The following is an 18,334-nucleotide window of genomic DNA, read 5'->3' as shown; positions in this document are numbered from 1 at the left end:
GACGCGGAGTACTGGTCGCTACGGGGCGTGTGCAACAACGCGCGGCCGGGATTCCTGCGCGCGCGTCATTCCGATCGACATCAGGCGGCGAAGGCGTCCGTCACCCTGACGTCACCGACCGGGATGCCGTTCCAGTTCTTCATGGTGTGGTTGGCCTGCGCCATCAGTGCCGCGTGCACGTCAGGCTCGCCCCGAAAGAAGCGAGCAAGCGTAGCGGTGACCATCGCCTCGGCAGCACGGGTGGCACCATCCCCGCATTTGACGGCGATGGCGATGCCCTTTTCCGGGATCGCCGCGCAGAACACACCTTCGGCGCCGGTTTTCGCGAAGATCCGGCCCGGTGCCGTTTCCATCAGCCGCGTGCAGCCGCGCTTCGTGCCGGCGACGTAGAAAGGCTCGGCCATGCAGGCTTCGATCAGCCGCTTCGATGCGCGCGCGCGTTCGGGCGCGAGACCGACGCCAGTCGCCATTTTGGCAAAACCGTGCGCCAGCCCCTTCAGCGGCACCGCGTAGGTCGGGATCGAGCAGCCGTCAACGCCGCAATTGTCGCGGCCGAGGATCGCGCCGGTGAGGTTTTCCATGGCGCCACGGATTTCCTGCTGCAGCGGGTGATCATAGCCGACATAGCCCTTCACTTCAGTGCCTGAATGGCAGCAGGCGCAGATGAAGCCGGAATGCTTGCCGGAGCAATTGTTGTGAAGCGCGCTCGGCGCCTCCATCGAGCGCGCCTGGCCGATCAGCGTCTTCTGGTCAGACGACCAGTGGGCGCCGCATTCGAGCGCCGACACGTCGCGGCCGGCAGCAGCCAGCATCTTCGTGGCAAGCGCGACATGCTCCGGCTCGCCCGAATGCGAGGAGCAGGCGAGCGCCAGTTCCTTGTTGCCGAAGCCGTAAGCGTCAGCAGCGCCGCTTTCCATCAACGGCAGCGCCTGCATTGCCTTGCAGGCCGATCGCGGGAACACGCCGCTCTCGGTATCGCCCAGCGAAAAGACCGTACGGCCTTCGCTATCGACAGCGATGACCAGGCCGCGGTGACGGCTTTCGACCAGATTGCCGCGCGTGACTTCGACGAGAACGGGATTCGACATGTCTTGCCCTCAAATTTCCTAGATTAGTGCATGCATTTAGCAGGAATCGGACAACAGGAAACCGGCGCTTTCATGAAATTCATCCGCAGGCTCGTCGCCGTCTTTCTGGTCATCTACCTTCTGCCGGCTCTAGCGTCGGCCGGATGGTGGTATATGAAGGAGCGACCGCAGAGTTGGCGCCATGCCGATTGGTCTTCGGCGGGCATCCTGCCGAAGCCGGCGCAAAGCCCGGATGCGGCGGTCTATATCTTCTCCGCCACGACGGGCGGCATGAAGGGAGCGGTCGCCAGCCACGCCTGGATCGTCACCAAGCAACAGGGCGCCCAGGCCTATAATCGCTACGACAAGGTCGGCTGGGGCAAGCCGATCCGCAGGAACGCCTATCAGGCGGACGCCCGTTGGTATTCGAACGAGCCGCGATTGGTTGCGACCGCCAGCGGCGTCGAGGCGAGCAGGCTGATCCCGAAGATCGAAGCGGCAATCGCTGCCTACCCCTATTCATCGGCCGGCGGCTACCGGATCTGGCCGGGGCCGAACTCAAACACCTTCGTTGCCCATGTGCTGCGCTCGGTCCCCGAACTCAATGCGGTGTTGCCGCCAGATGCTGTCGGGCGCGACTACCTGCCGGAGGGGAAACTGTTCCAGATCGACGCCGATAGCCGCGACCTGCATGCGACGCTCTATGGCCTCGCAGGCATTTCAGCGGGGGTGCGCAGCGGCCTGGAGCTGCATTTCTTCGGCCTCGTCGCCGGTTTCGACATTGCCAAACCGGGCATCAAGATCCCGGCGGTCGGGCGTTTCGGTATTTGACGACATCGCAGGCGCACGCGCACGCCGGCGCAGAATGCATCTGAAGATCGGGATGGGAAATTGCATGGCGGGCTAGAAATGGAAAAGGGCCGCGCGAGGCGACCCTTCCATGAGTTTTGGCCAAGTGGCTGGCCCGGGCTTAGGACCCGAAGGAAGGCGGGAATCAGGCCGAAGTTCGCCTCGACGTGTTCACCTCTCCCATGCCTGTCACGACGACCGAAATCTCATTAGACATTGGATCACCTTCCTTTCTGTTCGTTAGCGATAATTTCAAGGTAGGTGAATTTCCCGGGATTGCAAGGCCGACGAAGGTCGTAACTCAAGCTAGGTTATGATGCGTTTCGCATGGTCACGACGAACTTCGCGCGGTCATGACGAGGTTCGCATGGTCATGACGATCTTGCCGATGTGGTCGCCCTCTTCCATCATCCGGTGTCCGTCCGCCACCTGTTCGAATGGCAGCACCGCGTGGATGACCGGTGCGACGCTGCCCGCTTCGAGCAATGGCCAGGCGGTTGCCAGCAGGCCGTCGCGGATCGCCTGTTTCTCTGCCGCCGTTCGCGGGCGGAGCGCCGAACCCATGACATGCAGCCGCTTTGACAGGATCGGGGCGATGTTGGCGGCCTCGACCTTGGCGCCGCCGAGAAAGGCGATGATCGAGAGCCGGCCATCCTTGGCAAGCGTACCAATATTGCGGTCGAAATAGCGGCCGCCGACCATGTCGAGGATGACGTCTACGCCGCGACCGCCGGTTTCCTCCAGCACGACCGACTTGAAATCTTCGTCGCGATAGTTGATCGCCCGTTTCGCGCCGAGCGCCTCGCAGGCCCGGCACTTCTCAGTATTGCCGGCGGTGGCGAAGACCTCGGCGCCCAATGCTTTTGCCAGCTGGATTGCCGTCGTGCCGATACCGCTCGATCCGCCGTGGACGAGGATGGTTTCCCCCGCTTTCAGCTCGGCCATGCCGAAGACATTGGCCCAGACAGTGAAGAAAGTTTCCGGCAAGGCTGCCGCTTTCACCGCGTCATACCCTTTCGGCCAGGAAAGCGCCTGCGTCGCCGGCACGGCCGCATACTCGGCGTAACCACCGCCGTTCGCCAGGGCGCAGACCTTGTCGCCGATCGAAAAACCCTGCGCGCCCTCGCCGAGAGCCACCACTTCACCGGCAACCTCCAGCCCGAGAATGGGGCTCGCCCCGGGCGGCGGCGGATAGTCGCCCTTGCGCTGGAGCACATCAGGCCGGTTGATGCCTGCCGCTTCGACGCGCACCAGAATGTCGCCCGGCTTGAGCGTCGGCAATGGTCCCTTCGACAGCACCATATTTTCCGCCCCGCCCGGGGACGGAAGATCAACGAAGGTCATTTCAACTGGAAGGGACATGGCTCTACCTCAAGGACTCTCAAGCGTCATACCTAGCGCCGCCCATGCGTCGCGGAAAGGCCCGATGTCGATCCGGGTTGGCCGACCTCATCGCCGAGAAACGAGAGGATCAGCGCTGCGACATCGGCAGGACTCTCCCAATGCGGGTTGTGGCCATGGCCGTCGAGCGTGATGGAGCGCACGGAGGCGAAGGTCTCGGCAAGAACCTGCCGATGCCCGATGTCAAAAAGAGGATCCTGTGCTCCGGCGATGCACAGCACCGGCGCTCTGACATGAGTCGCGCGCGATTTGAGATCCGTCACCGCGAGCGCATCAAGGAGCGTTCGCCAAGTCGTCATCGGCATCGCTGCGGCTTCGCGGCGCAGATGCCTTAGGAACGCCGTGTCGACCGACCGACTGCAGGCATGCCAGCGGTCGAAGAAGGCATCGTCGGGACCAAGCGGGTCTTTGAGCCCGCGTATCGCCCGGGCGACCTCCGTCCCCGGACCAAAGTCCGGCTTGAGGCTTCCCGAGAGCAGGATCAATGCACGCACCGCCTCCCGGCGGCGCGCGGCAATATCGACAGCAATCATCGCTCCCATGGAATGACCAACAAGCACAAACTGGTGAATGGCCAGGCGATCGGCCAGACAATCGACATCGTGGGCGAGTTCGGCAATCGACATCCCTTCCCTGGGCATCGAACCGCCGTGTCCGCCGAGATCTGGAATGATCAGGCGATATCCGCCTAAGGATGGCGCGATCAGGGAAAAACTGCGGCTGGTATCGGAGTAGCCGTGCAAGAGAAGGAGAACCGGCCCCTGCCCGTGATCGACATAGGTGAACTGCTGGCCGCCGGGCAGTTCTATTCGCCGCTTGGCGGCCGCCCACGACTGCTGATCGATCACCATCAAAGACCGAGCGCGGCTTTGACCGCGGCCAGCCCCGGCTGCCCGTCATAGGTCGTTACGCCAGCGAGCCATGGTTCCAGACGCTGCGGTTCTTCCTTGATCGACTTAGCCCCTGCCTCATCGGGCGACAGGCCGTCATTCATCAGGTAGCCCATGCCGCGGTTCTCGAAATCGACGTCGAAAACCAGATTGTTCAACAGGCGGGCGACATTCGGGCACTCCTGAAGGTATCCCTTGCGTACCTGCGTCGACACCGTCGCCGCGCCAAAATTCGGACCGTAGAACTTGTCGCCACCCGTCAGGTACTTCATCGAAAATACAGTGTTCATCGGATGTGGCGCCCAGCCCTGGAATACGATGAAGGCCTTGTCACGAACCCGACGCGTCACCTCGGACAACATGCCCTGCTCGCTCGACTCGACCACTTCCCAGTCTGCCAGACCAAGATCTGGATCCTTGATGGCATCGAGCATCAGTTGATTGGAGCCAGGTTCGATGCCGTACATCTTCTTTTCGAACTTGTCGGAGAAGGGTTTCAAATCCGAGAAATCCTTGACGCCCGCTTCCCAGACGTAGTCGGGAACGGCAAAGGTGTATTTTGCCCCCTCAAGATTGGTTCGCACGGTCTCGACCGAACCGTCCTCCCGGTAAGGCTTGTAGTAGGCGACCATAGCCGGATCCCAGTAGCCGAGAAAGACGTCGAGATCCTTGCTGCGCAGGCTCGTATAGATGACGTCGATGCCGAGAAGCTTGCTTTCCGGCTCATATCCAAGCGCCTTCAGCAGGCTCAGCCCGACGCCGGTCGTAAAGGCCAAGTCATTCCAGCCGGGCTCCGCCAACCGCACGCTTTTGCATGCCTGCGGATCACCGGCAAAGCCGGAACTTGTGGCCGTCAACAGAGCAGCGGCAAATATCAGGCTCTTCAAATGCAGCATCGCGATCCTCACAATTGTCCGTCGGGACTTCAAATTGACCCACGGGTCAGCAATTGATCTTCCTGGAAAGATTGTCAATGTGAGAATCGCTTGGGAGAAACCGCATGCGATTGACGAAAATCAGTGAGATCAGGCGCCGCGAGCTGCGGCGGGCGGCCTTTGAGGTCCTGCAGAAAGAGGGAATGGCCGGGGCGACCCTGGAAAAGGTGGCGACGCATGCCGGCGCCTCGAAGGGCATCGTGCTGCATTATTTTGCCAGCAAGCAGGAACTGTTCGAGCATGCCATGCGCGAGGCGAACGCTTCCTTGAAAGAAGCGGTGGTCGAGAGGCTGCATCGCGCACGTACCCCGCTCGAGCGGATGGATGCGATCATTGAGGCCAATTTCGAGGAACGCTTCTTCCAGCCTTCCGTCTGCCACGCCTGGCTATCGCTTTGCGCCGAAGTGCCGCGCGAACCGCAATTGGCGCGGATTCAGAAGATCATTCACGCAAGGATGCGGTCGAACTTGCTGTCGGCGCTGACGCACATCCTGCCTGCGAACGAGTGCGAAGATGTGGCGCTTGCCATTACATCGTTGATCGACGGGCTGTGGCTGCGGCTCGGGCTGCAGTCTGAAGGGGGGCTGACACGCGACATGGCACTTGCGCAGATGCGCGACTACCTGGTCCATCGCCTGCCAAAAACCCAGGCGTAAATGGACGCAGCGGCACTCATTGCCGACTGCAACGTGTTTGCCCATCCACGCGTTAGACGCCGAGCGCCTCCAGAACGAGGCCGCTGGCGCTGGCCTTGGCACGAGACTTGATCTCGGCGATGCGGGCGCTGACGGCTTGGCCGTCCGAAAACACAAAACCTTCCGGCAATCCGAGAACGGCGATCGAACAGCGCATCAGCGGAAAATCCTTGGCCGTGCCATCGCGGCCATGACCGCTGATACGCCCCTCTGCCTGATGCTCCGGTAGATAGAGCTGGCGGACATCGGAGGCGAAATCGTCGAGTAGACGGTGAAGAACGACCTGCAGCTCATCGACGGTGCAACCGCTGATGCCGACGAAGAAATCGTCGCCGCCGACATGGCCGAGGAACTTTTCTTCGCCAATGAAATGCCGCCGCAGCAGGGCGGCGAAAAGCGAAATCGCCAGATCGCCCTTCTGAAAACCGTAGGTATCGTTGAACGGCTTGAAATCGTCAAAGTCGCAATAGCAGAAATAGCGCGGCTGATCGCCGTCGAGGATCGCGTCCTGAACGTAATCGCGGATGGCGCGATTGCCGGGCAATCCGGTCAGGGGGTTCTGCTCCTGCGCCGTCTTCAACTGCTTCTCGTTGATGATCTTCAACAGCGACGATGCCGACAGGATGCCTGCATAGCGCATATTCTCGGTCAGGATCACACAATCGCTGCCGTCCATGCCGGCGAAAATCTTCAGCATCTCGTCGGCCGGCGTATCGAGATCGGCGATCGGCGCCGGGCTTGCGAAATGCGAGATGCGGCGCTGGTAGAGCCGGTTCTTCAGCAGGTCGCGGCCGAAGGGATGATAGATCATCTCCTTGACGTGATATTCGTGCAGGATGCCGCGCGGTTCGCCGTTGGCGTTGAGCACCGGAAAGAACGCCTGACGGGGATTAAGCCGGAACAGATCGAACACGGATTCGAGTTCGTCGCTTTCGCGCACCGCCGGCAGCTGTTCGATCTGCTTGCGGATCAGAATGCTGTCGAGCGTCGCCGACGAGCGGTGACCGCCGCCATTCAAGGCCAAATGCGGATAGGCAGGCTGCAATTCGCTCAGGTGCGTCGTCGGCCGGGCGATGAAATAGCCCTGTACGAGGTCGCAGCCGAGATCGCGACAGGTCTGGAACTCCGCCTCGGTCTCGACGCCTTCGGCGATGACCCGGGTGCCGAGCACATGGGCGGTGTTGACGGTGTGGCGCACCAGGTGGCGCTTGCGCGCATCGGCGTCGATGCCGGAAATGAAATGCCGGTCGATCTTCACGTAATCGACGGGCTGATCGCAGAGCAGCTTGAGGCCATTGAAGCCGGCGCCGAAATCATCGATGGCCAGCTTGAATCCGGCCAGCCGCAGTTCGCGCACGAGCGCCGAGAAATCCGGCATCTTGCCGCTGTCGAAACGTTCGGACAGCTCGAAGCATAAGGACGACGGCGCGATGTTGGCGCGCTTCAGGTGATTGACGAGGCGCTCGACGATCGCGTTTTCGCCGCCGACCAGGCGGGAATCGAAATTCAGGAACAGCGTGCGGGTGGAAAATTCCGGCAATGTCGCGAAGCCTGCGACGGCACGACTGTTGACCATATGCTCGAGCGCCAGCAACTGGCCGGCCTCTTCCGCCTTGTCGAGCAATTCCAAGGGCGAGGCAAAGCCCAGCTTTTGAAAGCCGCGCATCAGTGACTCGTAGCCGAACACGGCACCGGTTGCCGCTTCGACGATCGGCTGGAATGCGCTTTCGATCACAAGCTTTGCAAGCGTTACGATCTGGTCGTCGCCGAACCGGCGAAGCGAGAGAATTTCGGCGGGGGCGGCGGACATGCCGGGCTCCAGAAGATTGAGAACGGACGATCGGACGGCCGCAGGATGGCGACCAACAGTCAACGAAGTCTTTCCCCAATATGAAGCTTTGATGAAAGCTATATGACAGCTCCGCCCACGCTGATCATTATCGAACTTTCTAATAAAATCAGTAGTTTCATCGAATTTTCCCGAACTGCGGAAAATTGGTCGCAACAGGTTCAGGTGATGCGATAACGAGTGCATGCCACGACCGAGAAAGATCGCGGCAAGCGCAAACATCGTGGTCCAGAGCAGTCACACTGCAAGCAGGATCAGTGCCATGCCGGACAGGGGCACCTGTAGCGCTACACCCGAGATGGCGATCAGCGCTGGGATGAGCGTCGTTACACGGGCGGCCCGCACGGTCGCCTTCCCAATACGCCAGCCAACAGGCACGCTCTGCTTACAATCCCACCCGAACACGGCAAAGGCGAGCGAGCCGTGCGCTAGCCTTTTGCCAACACCCCGAAGGCGATCAGCGACAGACCCTGCATCACCAGATCGACCGCCAGGAACAGGCCGAGGATCCAGAGGCTGTTGACCGGCCAGCCGGCGGCAATGATCAGACCGGCGGCGAGCGTGACCAGACCGCCGAGCGCGACCCATCCCCAGCCCTGGATCGGCCGCAGCTTGAAGCTGACCCAGATCCGGAAGCAACCGGCGACGACGAGTGCGATGGCCATCAGGAAAGTGAGGACGGAGGAGGCCAGCACCGGGTTGATGAAGGCAAAGAGCCCGGCAATGGCGTAGCAGGCGCCGCTCAGCACCCAATAGAGCACGCTGTTCCAACCCTTGACCTGAAAGGCATGGGCGAGATTGAACAGGCCGCCGACGAGCATGATCAGCCCGACATAATAGACCGAGGCCACCGTCGCCATCAGCAGATTGCCGAAGGCAAGGCCGCCACACATGATCAACAGCACGCCGAGCGCGACGAACCATCCCCATTTGCCGGCAACCGCCGCCTTGCCAGCCGGATCGAATGCATGGGTCATTTCAACCTCCAGTCCTTCTGATATCCAGAACTCTACCATCGAATTGAGCCGGATTTCTCCGAAAAAAGAAAGAGAAAACATCGCAAATTTTTATTGATTGATGAGTCAATCAAAAATAAACTGACCATCATCGAGGGAGAGACGGATGCCCAAGGTCGGGATGGAGCCTGTGCGCCGCAAGGCGCTGGTGGATGCGGCGCTGCGCGTGATCGGCGATCAGGGCACGCTCGCCGTCACCATGTCCGACATCGCCCGCCGTGCCGGTGTCTCCCCTTCCCTTGCCCATCACTATTTCGGCAGCAAGGAGCAATTGCTGATCGAGACCGTGCGCAGTCTTCTAAGGCAACTGCGCGACGATACGGTGACGGCGCTGAGTGCAGCGATTACACCGCGTGAGAAACTGAGCGCGTTGATCCGCGTTTCGTTCCAGGCAAGCCAGTTTGCGCCCGACACCATCGCCGCTTGGCTCGCCTTCTATTCCGAGGCGCAGCGCTCGGAAGACGTCCGCCGGTTCCTCGTCGTCTACGCCCGGCGGTTGCGCTCCAACCTGATGGCGAGCCTCAAGGCGCTTTGTCCCGTCGATGACGCGGAACGCATCGCGGAAGGCGCAGCTGCGATGATCGACGGGCTCTACATCCGCCAGAGTCTGCGCTCTGCGCCGATCGGCATCGAAGCCTCGATCGCGCTGACGGAAGACTACGTCACCTCGCTTCTCGACCAGCTCCACCGCCAAGGACGGGCCATATGACCGCCAGACCTAATATCCTGATCATTATGGTCGACCAGCTGAACGGAAAATTCTTTCCCGACGGTCCGGCGGAATTCCTGCATGCGCCGAACCTGAAGAGCCTCGCCGCCCGCTCCGCCCGCTTTCGCAACAACTACACCTCGTCGCCGCTTTGCGCGCCTGCCCGCGCCTCGTTCATGGCAGGCCAGCTGCCGAGCCGCACCCGGGTCTATGACAACGCCGCCGAATACCAGTCCTCGATCCCGACCTACGCACATCACCTGCGCCGCGCCGGCTACTACACGGCACTGTCCGGCAAGATGCATTTCGTCGGGCCTGATCAATTGCATGGTTTCGAGGAGCGGCTGACGACCGATATCTATCCCGCCGATTTCGGCTGGACGCCGGATTATCGCAAGCCGGGCGAGCGCATCGACTGGTGGTATCACAATCTCGGCTCCGTCACCGGCGCCGGCGCCGCCGAGATCACCAACCAGATGGAGTATGACGACGAGGTCGCCTTTCTCGCCAACCAGAAGCTCTACCAGCTGTCGCGCGAAAACGACGACGCGGGCCGCCGCCCCTGGTGCCTGACCGTCTCCTTCACCCACCCGCACGACCCCTATGTCGCACGAAAGAAATTCTGGGATCTCTACGAGGATTGCGAGCATCTTCTGCCAGAGGTCGGCATGCTGCCGGAGGAGGACCAGGATCCGCACTCGAAGCGGATCATGCATTCCTGCGACTACGTCAATTTCGACTTGACCGAGGACAATATCCGCCGCTCGCGCCGCGCCTATTTCGCCAATATTTCCTATCTCGACGAAAAGGTCGGCGAACTTGTCGACACGCTGACGCGCACCCGGATGCTCGACAACACTCTGATCCTGTTCTGCTCCGACCATGGCGACATGCTGGGCGAGCGCGGCCTGTGGTTCAAGATGAACTTCTTCGAAGGCTCGGCGCGCGTGCCCCTGATGGCGGCCGGACCCGCCGTTGCGCCCGGCCTGCACCTGACGCCGACGTCGAACCTCGACGTAACCCCGACGCTTTGCGACCTCGCCGGCATCTCGATGGACGAGGTGAAGCCCTGGACTGATGGCATCAGCCTCGTGCCTGTCATCAATGGCGAGGAGCGCACCGAGCCGGTGCTCATGGAGTATGCTGCGGAAGCGTCCCACGCGCCGCTGGTCGCCATTCGCAAGGGCAAATGGAAATATATCCACTGCGCGCTCGACCCGGATCAGCTCTATGATCTCGAAGCCGATCCGCTGGAGCTGAAGAACCTCGCGGCAAACCCGGAGACACCGGTGCAGGCGGCAACGCTGAATGCGTTTCGCGACATGTGCGCCGCCCACTGGGACATGGAGGCCTTCGATGGCGCCGTGCGCGAGAGCCAGGCCCGGCGCTGGGTGGTCTACGAGGCACTGAGGAACGGCGCCTATTATCCGTGGGACCATCAGCCGCTGCAAAAAGCATCCGAGCGCTACATGCGCAACCACATGAACCTCGACAATCTCGAGGAATCCAAACGCTATCCGCGGGGAGAATGACATGAGAGCCCAACCGCAAGCCTCGCACTTCATCGATGGCGAGTATGTCGAGGACATTGCCGGCACCGTCTTCGAGAGCATCTATCCCGCAACCGGCGAGGTGATCGCCCGGCTGCATGCGGCAACGCCCGCGATCGTCGAAAAGGCGATTGCCGCTGCCAAGCGCGCGCAACCGGAATGGGCGGCCATGAGCCCGACTGCCCGCGGCCGCATCTTGAAGCGCGCCGCCGAGATCATGCGCGAGCGCAACCGCGAGCTTTCCGAGCTCGAAACGCTCGACACCGGCAAGCCGATCCAGGAGACGATCGTCGCCGACCCGACATCGGGCGCCGACTCGTTCGAATTCTTCGGCGGCGTCATCGCCACAGCGCTCAACGGCGACTACATTCCGCTCGGCGGCGATTTCGCCTATACCAAGCGTGTGCCGCTCGGCGTCTGCGTCGGCATCGGCGCCTGGAATTATCCGCAGCAGATCGCCTGCTGGAAGGGTGCGCCGGCGCTTGCCGCCGGCAACGCCATGGTCTTCAAGCCATCGGAGAATACCCCACTCGGCGCCCTCAAGATCGCCGAGATCCTGATCGAGGCGGGCCTTCCCAAGGGCCTCTACAACGTCATCCAGGGCGATCGGACGACCGGTCCGCTGCTCGTCAACCACCCCGATGTCGCCAAGGTATCGCTCACCGGCTCGGTGCCGACGGGCCGCAAGGTGTATGAGGCGGCAGCTGCCGGTCTTCGCCACGTAACGATGGAGCTCGGCGGCAAGTCGCCGCTGATCGTCTTCGACGATGCCGATCTCGAAAGCGCCATCGGCGGCGCCATGCTCGGCAACTTCTATTCCACCGGCCAGGTCTGCTCGAACGGCACCCGCGTCTTCGTCCAGAAGGGCATCAAGGATGCGTTCCTCGATCGCCTCAAGGCGCGCACTGAAGCGATCGTCATCGGCGACCCGATGGACGAAGCCACCCAGCTCGGGCCGATGGTGTCGGGCGCGCAACGCGACAAGGTCTTCTCCTATATCGAAAAGGGCAAAGCCGAGGGCGCGCGTCTGGTCACCGGCGGCGGCATTCCGAATGCGGTCAGTGCCGACGGCACCTATATCCAGCCGACCGTCTTTGCCGACGTCACCGACGACATGACCATCGCGCGCGAAGAGATCTTCGGCCCTGTGATGTGCGTTCTCGACTTCGAAAGCGAGGCTGATGTCGTCGCGCGCGCCAATGCCACCGAATTCGGCCTGTCGGCCGGCGTCTTCACCGCCGACATCACCCGCGCCCACCGCGTCGTCGACCAACTCGAAGCCGGCACGCTCTGGATCAACACCTACAATCTCTGCCCGGTCGAGATCCCCTTCGGCGGCTCCAAGCAATCCGGTTTCGGGCGCGAGAATTCCGTGGCGGCGCTCAACCATTACAGCGAGTTGAAGACCGTCTACGTCGGCATGAGCCCGGTGCAGGCGCCGTATTGAGGTTCAAGCGGCCTTCCTCGGGACGCATCTGATTCGCTCCCTCATCCTCGGGTGAGCGAAGCGAGTTCCGGGGATCCAGCAGCGCCACGTCGGTGGCGCGAAAGACTCCCTCAAGCGACAGACGTCGCTTGGCTGGATTCCTGTGACAAGCACAGGAATGAGGGGACAGAGGTAGAGGCACGGTACCGGCCGGTTTAGAGACGCAGAAGAAAGAGCACGATCATGCAGGCAGACTACATCATCATCGGCTCCGGCTCGGCCGGTTCGGCGCTCGCCTACCGCCTCTCGCAGGACGGCAAGCATTCCGTAATCGTGCTCGAATATGGCGGTTCGGACATCGGGCCGTTCATCCAGATGCCGGCAGCACTTGCCTGGCCGATGAGCATGGACCGCTACAACTGGGGCTATCATTCCGAACCCGAGCCGAACCTCAACAACCGGCGCATCACCGCGCCGCGCGGCAAGGTCATCGGCGGCTCCTCCTCGATCAACGGCCTTGTCTACGTGCGCGGCCATGCCGAGGATTTCAATCGCTGGGAGGACCTGGGCGCACGTGGCTGGGCCTATGCCGACGTGCTTCCCTACTTCAAGCGCATGGAGCATTCGCACGGAGGCGAGGTCGGCTGGCGCGGGACCGACGGGCCGTTGCACGTCAAGCGCGGGCCGGTGACCAACCCACTGTTCCATGCCTTCATTGAAGCGGGCGAGCAGGCGGGCTTCGAGCTTACCAACGACTACAACGGCTCCAAGCAGGAAGGCTTCGGCCTGATGGAGCAGACCGTCTGGCAGGGGCGCCGCTGGTCCGCCGCCAACGCCTATCTCCGCCCGGCTCTGAAGCGGCCCAACGTTTCGCTCATGCGCTGTTTTGCCCGCAAGGTGGTGATCGAGAACCGCCGGGCGACCGGCGTCGAGATCGAGCGCGGCGGCAAGATCGAGATCGTCAAGGCGAACCGCGAGGTGATCGTCTCCGCCTCCTCCTTCAACTCGCCGAAGCTGCTGATGCTGTCCGGCATCGGCCCGGCACAGCACCTGAAGGACATGGGCATAGAGGTCAAGGTCGATCGACCCGGTGTCGGCGCCAACCTTCAGGACCATATGGAGTTCTATTTCCAGCAGGTCTCGACCAAACCGGTCTCGCTCTATTCCTGGCTGCCGTGGTTCTGGCAGGGGGTCGCCGGAGCACAATGGTTGCTCTCCAAAGGTGGGCTCGGCGCCTCCAACCAATTCGAGGCCTGCGCCTTCCTGCGTTCGGCGCCGGGCGTCAAGCAGCCCGATATCCAGTATCACTTCCTGCCGGTCGCGATCAGCTATGACGGCAAGGCGGCGGCCAAGAGCCACGGCTTCCAGGTGCATGTGGGCTACAACCTGTCGAAGTCGCGCGGCAACGTCACCCTGCGATCCTCCGATCCGATGGCCGACCCGGTGATCCGCTTCAACTATATGAGCCACCCGGAGGATTGGGAGAAGTTCCGCCACTGCGTGCGCCTCACCCGCGAGATCTTCGGCCAGCGGGCCTTCGACCAGTATCGCGGGCCGGAGATCCAGCCGGGCGAGAAGGTGCAGACGGACGATGAGATCGACGCCTTCCTGCGCGAACACCTGGAAAGCGCCTACCACCCCTGCGGCACCTGCCGGATGGGTGCCAAGGACGACCCAATGGCCGTGGTCGACCCGGAGACGCGGGTGATCGGCGTCGATGGTTTGCGCGTCGCGGACTCCTCGATCTTCCCGCACGTGACCTATGGCAATCTCAACAGCCCCTCGATCATGACCGGCGAAAAGGCAGCCGACCATATCCTCGGCAAGCAACCGCTTGCCCGGTCCAATCAGGAGCCCTGGATCAATCCGCGCTGGGCCGTCAGCGACAGATAGGATCGCCTGCGCCACGAGGCACGTTTTCCCCGGCATTCGACTGCCGCAACGTCTGCGGCATGTCACATTCATTGACGCTATCTCGTCCTGTCTTCTCAAGTGCCCGAGATGAAGGAGACGAACATGACAGCGAAGCTCGATCCGCTTGTCGCAACCGCTGCGGCAATGCCATCATGGCTTCGCCTGCGCGCTGGCCATTGCTTGACCGCCTGCACCGCACGGCAGTGGGGGATGTGATGACCGAGATGACCGACGAAGACGTCAAAACGAGCTTCGACCCGCTGCGTCCGCGACTGATCCGCATTGCCTATCGGATGCTGGGTTCGGTCAGCGAGGCCGAGGACATCGTCCAGGAGGCATTCCTGCGCTGGCTGGACACCGACCGTGTGACCGTCAAGGAACCATCGGCGTTTCTGCGCCGGATCGTGACGCGCCTTTGCCTCGATCAGTTGAAGTCGGCACGACGGCGGCGCGAAACCTATCTCGGGCCGTGGCTGCCGGAACCGATCGTCGAGGAGAGCGACGACCTCGACGACATCACCCTGCCGCTGATGATGGCGCTGGAGCGTCTGTCGCCGCTCGAACGGGCTGCCTTCCTGCTGCACGATGTCTTCGGCGTCAGCTTCGATGAAATTGGCGAGACGATCGGCCGCAAGCCGGCGGCCTGCCGCCAGCTCGCCAGCCGCGCCCGCGTCAATATCCGCAATGCCCGACGCCGCTTTGCGATGCCACGGGAACAGGGCCTGGAAATCGCCTCCGCCTTCTTCGCGGCGTCGCGTGGCGGCGACATGCAGCAGCTTCGTTCGCTGCTTGCGACCGAGGCGATCGTCTATGCCGATGGTGGCGGTAAGACGGTGGCACCAAGACGGCCGATCGTCGGCCTAGACAAGGTGATGAAGCTGCACGCCTCGCTGGCGCTGATCTTTGCCCAGACGATGTCGCGGCTGGTGCGTTACGATTTCATCAATGGGCTGCCCGGTTTCATCACCATCGAAGACGGAGAGATCCTGCAGACCACTGCCCTTGAGATCGAGCAGGATCGGATCACCGCCATCTACGTCACCCGCAATCCGGAGAAGCTCAAACATCTCCCGGAAACACTGCGACATTTCGGTGGCCATGCCGTTCACTGAACGGCGGGTGGCCGCGCCCTAAAAATCGTTGGAGCCGACAGCTCCGTCAACCGACCCTGACCAACGCTTCAGCAAACCTGGCACGCGCCGACGGCGCGCGCCTTCGCTCGCGCGACAAATCCACCACCAAAACCAAAGGAGACCGAACCATGAGCAACATATGCATCGCCGTCATCTACCACAGCGGCTACGGACACACGGCACGGCAGGCTGACGCTGTCAAAACCGGTATCGAGCGGGTCGACGGCGCGCAGTGCCTGCTCTTGACCGTTGAAGACACACCGGCGCGCTGGAGCGATCTGCTCTCGGCCGAGGCGATCATCTTCGGCACGCCAACCTATGTCGGAGGCCCGTCGGCCGCGTTCAAGTCTTTTCAGGAAGCGAGTTCCAACGCTGTAATGGCCAAAGGCTATCTCTGGAAAGACAAGATCGCCGCCGGCTTCACCAATTCGGGAACCGCTTCCGGCGACAAGCTCGCGACGCTGATGCAGCTCGCACTCTTTGCTGCCCAGCACGGCATGCACTGGATCAACCTCGATCTGCCGCCTTCCAACCACTCGACCACCGGATCACCTGATGATCTCAACCGGTTGGGCTTTTGGCTGGGCGCCGGCGCCCAGTCGAATGTCGACCAGGGGGCCGATCTCGCGCCGCCGGCATCCGATCTCGCCACAGCACGGCATCTCGGCCAACGCGTCGCCGAGGCCACGTTGCAGTTCGTGCGTGGCAGAACGGTCGAGCGGGAGCCGGTCGTCCCCGCGTGGAGAACGGCAAACGAGCGATAGGATCGGCGTCAGAGAAAGCCGATCCAGCGCCCAGCCAGAAGTGCTGCCGGCCACACCGTCAGCGAGACGGCTGCGGATACGCGAAGACGCCATGAGACCGGGCCGCCATTTACGGCGGCCCGCCAGGCGCCGCCAAGATGCACAGTCATAGCATTGGCGGCGCCAACCCCGAGCAGACCGATCTTTGCGAGGAAGGCAGCATTCGCGGCATAAGCCGCCGGCCGAACGCTAAAGAGGCAGAAACCGGTCACGATCGCCAGACCCAGACCGACCGCGGCAGCGCGCGACAGAAACGGCCCGAGCCCTTCCAGCGAAGTGTTCCCGAAGAAACCGAGCAGTCGCAGGTCCAGAGGCACGATCGCGCCGATCAAAAGCGCGATCGCCAAGATATGGGCCGCGTTGACGACGAGATAGAGGATCGCGGATCGACGCATCGCTGACGCCAGCGGCCAGGCGGCAATCCAATCGAGCAGTTCCGCCGCGCTCATCCACCGGTCCGGATGCGGTCCGGATAGATGTCGAAGCTCTTGCCGGCAACGGTGACGCGGACTGCCTTCAGGCGCTTCTCGTTCGGATCGAGCGAGCGATTGCCCAGAACCACGATCTGATCGCCGACTTTGGCGACACCTTCGACGAAGCCGGACCGTTCCGTCTGTCTGGGATTGCCCAGTTCGACGCGCCAGAGCCCGTCCTTTTCAGTCTCGACCTGAAGCGTCGGATGTGGCGGCGCCATCGAGATTTCACGGATCGTGCCGGCAAGTTCGATCTGGTCCGCCTCTGCCCAGGACCAGCCGTGATGAGCGTAGGCGCCAGTGACCAGAAGCAACGTCACGATGCTTCCGGCGAGAACGCGGCCAGGAAAGGACCTCATCATCTCCCACTCCTCAATTTGCCTCGGAACCCGCAAGATTGAACCTGAAGCGACGGATGGGAAAGCATCTGCCGTTCAACATATCTTGAGCGGTCCGGCCTTGAGGCAAGCGCTACGTCGTCGTTGCTAGGCCCGCGCATCCGTGCTCGGCCGCCGACTTGCGGCTGCTTTTCGCAATCCGGAAGCCGAGCAGGAGAAGGCCTGAGTAGAGTTCTGACCGGCACCGTTGACCGATCGCCCGTTGAAGCGCGGACCGAAGGGGCCGCGCTTCTTCATGTAACGGCCGGGCCAAGGACGCGAAAGGAAGTATAAAGTCTAGTAAATTACTAGCTTATCTTGCGTTTTTCGCTGCTTTTCGATCTGAGAGGCAGATTTGCTCCAAACGCCCAGCATTAGAAACCGCTATTTCTGTCCCTCGCCACACCCGGCTGCGATATTCCTGACAAGTTGGAACAGGACGCAGCCATGACCACGTCACCCCTCGACGCCACCGCGAAAGCTCTGAACCAAGCGCTTGAAGTCCTGGATCTCGCAGGACGTCTCGCGCTCGTTGCCGGCCTTGAAGGCCGTGCCGTCTTTACCACGTCGCTCGGTATCGAAGATCAGGTGATCACGGCCGTCATCGGCGAGAACCAGCTGGCGGTCGATGTCGCCACGCTGCAGACCGGCCGCCTCTTCAACGAGACGGTGGCGCTGATCGACAAGACCGAAGAGACCTATGGCATCCTGATCAAGCGTTTTCATCCGGAAAAGGCAGACGTCGACGCCTATGCCGCGCAATATGGTGCCAACGGCTTTTATGACAGCGTCGAAGCCAGGCATGCCTGTTGTGACGCGCGCAAGCTGAAGCCGCTTGCACGCGCACTCGAAGGCGCCAGCTACTGGGTGACGGGGCTTCGCCGCGGCCAGTCCGGCAACCGGGCAGCGACACCCTTTGCCGAAGCGGATGCTGAGCGCGGCCTCATCAAGATCAATCCGCTCGCCGACTGGGACATCGAAACCATCCGCAGTTACGTCACTGCCAACGCCGTTCCTGTGAACCCGCTGCATGCCCGCGGTTATCCCTCGATCGGCTGCGAACCCTGCACCCGCGCCATCAAGCCGGGCGAGCCCGAACGGGCCGGCCGCTGGTGGTGGGAAAACGACGAGAAGCGCGAATGCGGGCTTCACGTCCCAGAGACCGCCAGTTCCATCATCCCGACTTCGAGCAGCGCCGCCTGAGGGCTGGCGCGCTCCTCCCAAGACAAAGATCCTCCCGGAGACTG

The 18,334-nt window shown here is 62.1% G+C and carries 17 protein-coding genes; 9 read left to right on the top strand and 8 right to left on the bottom strand.

Going from position 1 to position 18,334, the window contains the following annotated elements; genetic code table 11:
• Window positions 1–80: 80 nt before the first annotated feature.
• A complete protein-coding gene (locus J3R84_RS03130; protein WP_025426241.1) occupies window positions 81–1,088 on the bottom strand; it encodes an asparaginase in 1,008 nt (335 codons plus the stop codon).
• 72 nt (window positions 1,089–1,160) lie between these two features.
• Between J3R84_RS03130 and J3R84_RS03125 the strand changes: the two genes are divergently transcribed.
• The gene (locus J3R84_RS03125; RefSeq protein WP_025426240.1) at window positions 1,161–1,898 is read left to right on the top strand and encodes a DUF3750 domain-containing protein; all 738 of its coding nucleotides are present in this window, start codon (window positions 1,161–1,163) and stop codon (window positions 1,896–1,898) included.
• Window positions 1,899–2,267: 369 nt separating this feature from the next.
• Here J3R84_RS03125 and J3R84_RS03120 read toward each other — a convergent pair whose 3' ends face one another.
• From J3R84_RS03120 to J3R84_RS03110, 3 genes are read right to left on the bottom strand one after another with little or no spacing between them, the layout of a single operon-like run.
• Window positions 2,268–3,278, bottom strand: coding sequence for an NAD(P)H-quinone oxidoreductase (locus J3R84_RS03120; RefSeq protein WP_025426239.1), 1,011 nt, complete (start codon window positions 3,276–3,278; stop codon window positions 2,268–2,270).
• 32 nt (window positions 3,279–3,310) lie between these two features.
• Window positions 3,311–4,168, bottom strand: coding sequence for an alpha/beta fold hydrolase (locus tag J3R84_RS03115; RefSeq protein WP_025426238.1), 858 nt, complete (start codon window positions 4,166–4,168; stop codon window positions 3,311–3,313).
• Window positions 4,168–5,103: a choline ABC transporter substrate-binding protein gene (locus tag J3R84_RS03110; protein WP_025426237.1), complete on the bottom strand. Its 936-nt coding sequence runs from the start codon at window positions 5,101–5,103 to the stop codon at window positions 4,168–4,170. The genes J3R84_RS03115 and J3R84_RS03110 overlap by 1 nt, the downstream gene beginning before the upstream one ends.
• Window positions 5,104–5,207: 104 nt before the next feature.
• On the opposite strand from J3R84_RS03110, the gene betI (J3R84_RS03105) reads away from it, so the two are divergent.
• Window positions 5,208–5,798 (top strand): choline-binding transcriptional repressor BetI, encoded by a 591-nt coding sequence (gene betI / locus J3R84_RS03105; protein ID WP_025426236.1) that lies wholly within the window; start codon window positions 5,208–5,210, stop codon window positions 5,796–5,798.
• 52 nt (window positions 5,799–5,850) lie between these two features.
• On the opposite strand, the gene J3R84_RS03100 is transcribed toward betI (J3R84_RS03105), so the two are convergent.
• Both J3R84_RS03100 and J3R84_RS03095 read right to left on the bottom strand, forming a co-directional pair.
• Window positions 5,851–7,647 carry a GGDEF domain-containing protein gene (locus J3R84_RS03100; RefSeq protein WP_025426235.1) on the bottom strand — a complete coding sequence of 599 codons (1,797 nt, stop codon included), beginning with the start codon at window positions 7,645–7,647 and terminating at the stop codon, window positions 5,851–5,853.
• A 467-nt stretch (window positions 7,648–8,114) separates the two neighbouring features.
• Complete coding sequence (locus J3R84_RS03095; protein WP_025426234.1) at window positions 8,115–8,663, bottom strand: HdeD family acid-resistance protein; 549 nt, start codon at window positions 8,661–8,663, stop codon at window positions 8,115–8,117.
• A 145-nt stretch (window positions 8,664–8,808) separates the two neighbouring features.
• Here J3R84_RS03095 and betI (J3R84_RS03090) point away from each other — a divergent pair, with 145 nt between their 5' ends.
• The 6 genes from betI (J3R84_RS03090) (at window position 8,809) to J3R84_RS03065 (ending at window position 16,198) form a co-directional block, all read left to right on the top strand.
• Window positions 8,809–9,411 carry a transcriptional regulator BetI gene (gene betI / locus J3R84_RS03090; protein ID WP_025426233.1) on the top strand — a complete coding sequence of 201 codons (603 nt, stop codon included), beginning with the start codon at window positions 8,809–8,811 and terminating at the stop codon, window positions 9,409–9,411.
• On the top strand, window positions 9,408–10,943 hold the full coding sequence (gene betC / locus J3R84_RS03085; RefSeq protein WP_025426232.1) for a choline-sulfatase: 1,536 nt from the start codon (window positions 9,408–9,410) through the stop codon (window positions 10,941–10,943). Before betI (J3R84_RS03090) ends, betC begins: the two co-directional genes overlap by 4 nt.
• A gap of 1 nt (window position 10,944) precedes the next feature.
• On the top strand, window positions 10,945–12,408 hold the full coding sequence (gene betB / locus J3R84_RS03080) for a betaine-aldehyde dehydrogenase (protein WP_025426231.1): 1,464 nt from the start codon (window positions 10,945–10,947) through the stop codon (window positions 12,406–12,408).
• 222 nt (window positions 12,409–12,630) lie between these two features.
• The gene (gene betA, locus J3R84_RS03075; RefSeq protein WP_025426230.1) at window positions 12,631–14,280 is read left to right on the top strand and encodes a choline dehydrogenase; all 1,650 of its coding nucleotides are present in this window, start codon (window positions 12,631–12,633) and stop codon (window positions 14,278–14,280) included.
• A gap of 236 nt (window positions 14,281–14,516) precedes the next feature.
• Window positions 14,517–15,413, top strand: a complete 897-nt coding sequence (locus J3R84_RS03070; RefSeq protein ID WP_025426229.1) for a sigma-70 family RNA polymerase sigma factor — start codon at window positions 14,517–14,519, stop codon at window positions 15,411–15,413.
• 149 nt (window positions 15,414–15,562) lie between these two features.
• A complete protein-coding gene (locus J3R84_RS03065) occupies window positions 15,563–16,198 on the top strand; it encodes a flavodoxin family protein (protein WP_025426228.1) in 636 nt (211 codons plus the stop codon).
• An 8-nt stretch (window positions 16,199–16,206) separates the two neighbouring features.
• Here J3R84_RS03065 and J3R84_RS03060 read toward each other — a convergent pair whose 3' ends face one another.
• Together J3R84_RS03060 and J3R84_RS03055 are read right to left on the bottom strand one after the other, a co-directional pair.
• Window positions 16,207–16,686 carry a hypothetical protein gene (locus J3R84_RS03060; RefSeq protein ID WP_025426227.1) on the bottom strand — a complete coding sequence of 160 codons (480 nt, stop codon included), beginning with the start codon at window positions 16,684–16,686 and terminating at the stop codon, window positions 16,207–16,209.
• Entirely contained in the window at window positions 16,683–17,072 is a 390-nt protein-coding gene (locus J3R84_RS03055) for a DUF6152 family protein (protein ID WP_025426226.1), read from the bottom strand. Before J3R84_RS03055 ends, J3R84_RS03060 begins: the two co-directional genes overlap by 4 nt.
• A gap of 462 nt (window positions 17,073–17,534) precedes the next feature.
• On the opposite strand from J3R84_RS03055, the gene J3R84_RS03050 reads away from it, so the two are divergent.
• Window positions 17,535–18,290, top strand: a complete 756-nt coding sequence (locus tag J3R84_RS03050) for a phosphoadenylyl-sulfate reductase (protein WP_025426225.1) — start codon at window positions 17,535–17,537, stop codon at window positions 18,288–18,290.
• The last annotated feature ends 44 nt before the right edge of the window (window positions 18,291–18,334 follow it).

The organism is Ensifer canadensis, from assembly GCF_017488845.2.
Lineage (GTDB): Bacteria > Pseudomonadota > Alphaproteobacteria > Rhizobiales > Rhizobiaceae > Ensifer > Ensifer canadensis.
Note: the sequence above shows the minus strand (reverse complement) of the source record. Positions and strands in the feature narration are given on the sequence as shown.

Bases quoted from the DNA above. Each gene is read 5' to 3' on its own strand.
- betC (WP_025426232.1), top strand. From the start codon at position 9,408: ATGACCGCCAGACCTAATATCCTGATCATTATGGTCGACCAGCTGAAC.
- betI (WP_025426233.1), top strand. From the start codon at position 8,809: ATGCCCAAGGTCGGGATGGAGCCTGTGCGCCGCAAGGCGCTGGTGGAT.
- J3R84_RS03130 (WP_025426241.1), bottom strand. From the start codon at position 1,088: ATGTCGAATCCCGTTCTCGTCGAAGTCACGCGCGGCAATCTGGTCGAA.
- betA (WP_025426230.1), top strand. From the start codon at position 12,631: ATGCAGGCAGACTACATCATCATCGGCTCCGGCTCGGCCGGTTCGGCG.
- J3R84_RS03060 (WP_025426227.1), bottom strand. From the start codon at position 16,686: ATGAGCGCGGCGGAACTGCTCGATTGGATTGCCGCCTGGCCGCTGGCG.
- J3R84_RS03095 (WP_025426234.1), bottom strand. From the start codon at position 8,663: ATGACCCATGCATTCGATCCGGCTGGCAAGGCGGCGGTTGCCGGCAAA.
- J3R84_RS03110 (WP_025426237.1), bottom strand. From the start codon at position 5,103: ATGCTGCATTTGAAGAGCCTGATATTTGCCGCTGCTCTGTTGACGGCC.
- J3R84_RS03065 (WP_025426228.1), top strand. From the start codon at position 15,563: ATGAGCAACATATGCATCGCCGTCATCTACCACAGCGGCTACGGACAC.
- J3R84_RS03050 (WP_025426225.1), top strand. From the start codon at position 17,535: ATGACCACGTCACCCCTCGACGCCACCGCGAAAGCTCTGAACCAAGCG.
- J3R84_RS03115 (WP_025426238.1), bottom strand. From the start codon at position 4,168: ATGGTGATCGATCAGCAGTCGTGGGCGGCCGCCAAGCGGCGAATAGAA.
- J3R84_RS03055 (WP_025426226.1), bottom strand. From the start codon at position 17,072: ATGATGAGGTCCTTTCCTGGCCGCGTTCTCGCCGGAAGCATCGTGACG.
- J3R84_RS03125 (WP_025426240.1), top strand. From the start codon at position 1,161: ATGAAATTCATCCGCAGGCTCGTCGCCGTCTTTCTGGTCATCTACCTT.
- J3R84_RS03120 (WP_025426239.1), bottom strand. From the start codon at position 3,278: ATGTCCCTTCCAGTTGAAATGACCTTCGTTGATCTTCCGTCCCCGGGC.
- J3R84_RS03070 (WP_025426229.1), top strand. From the start codon at position 14,517: ATGACCGAGATGACCGACGAAGACGTCAAAACGAGCTTCGACCCGCTG.
- J3R84_RS03100 (WP_025426235.1), bottom strand. From the start codon at position 7,647: ATGTCCGCCGCCCCCGCCGAAATTCTCTCGCTTCGCCGGTTCGGCGAC.
- betB (WP_025426231.1), top strand. From the start codon at position 10,945: ATGAGAGCCCAACCGCAAGCCTCGCACTTCATCGATGGCGAGTATGTC.
- betI (WP_025426236.1), top strand. From the start codon at position 5,208: ATGCGATTGACGAAAATCAGTGAGATCAGGCGCCGCGAGCTGCGGCGG.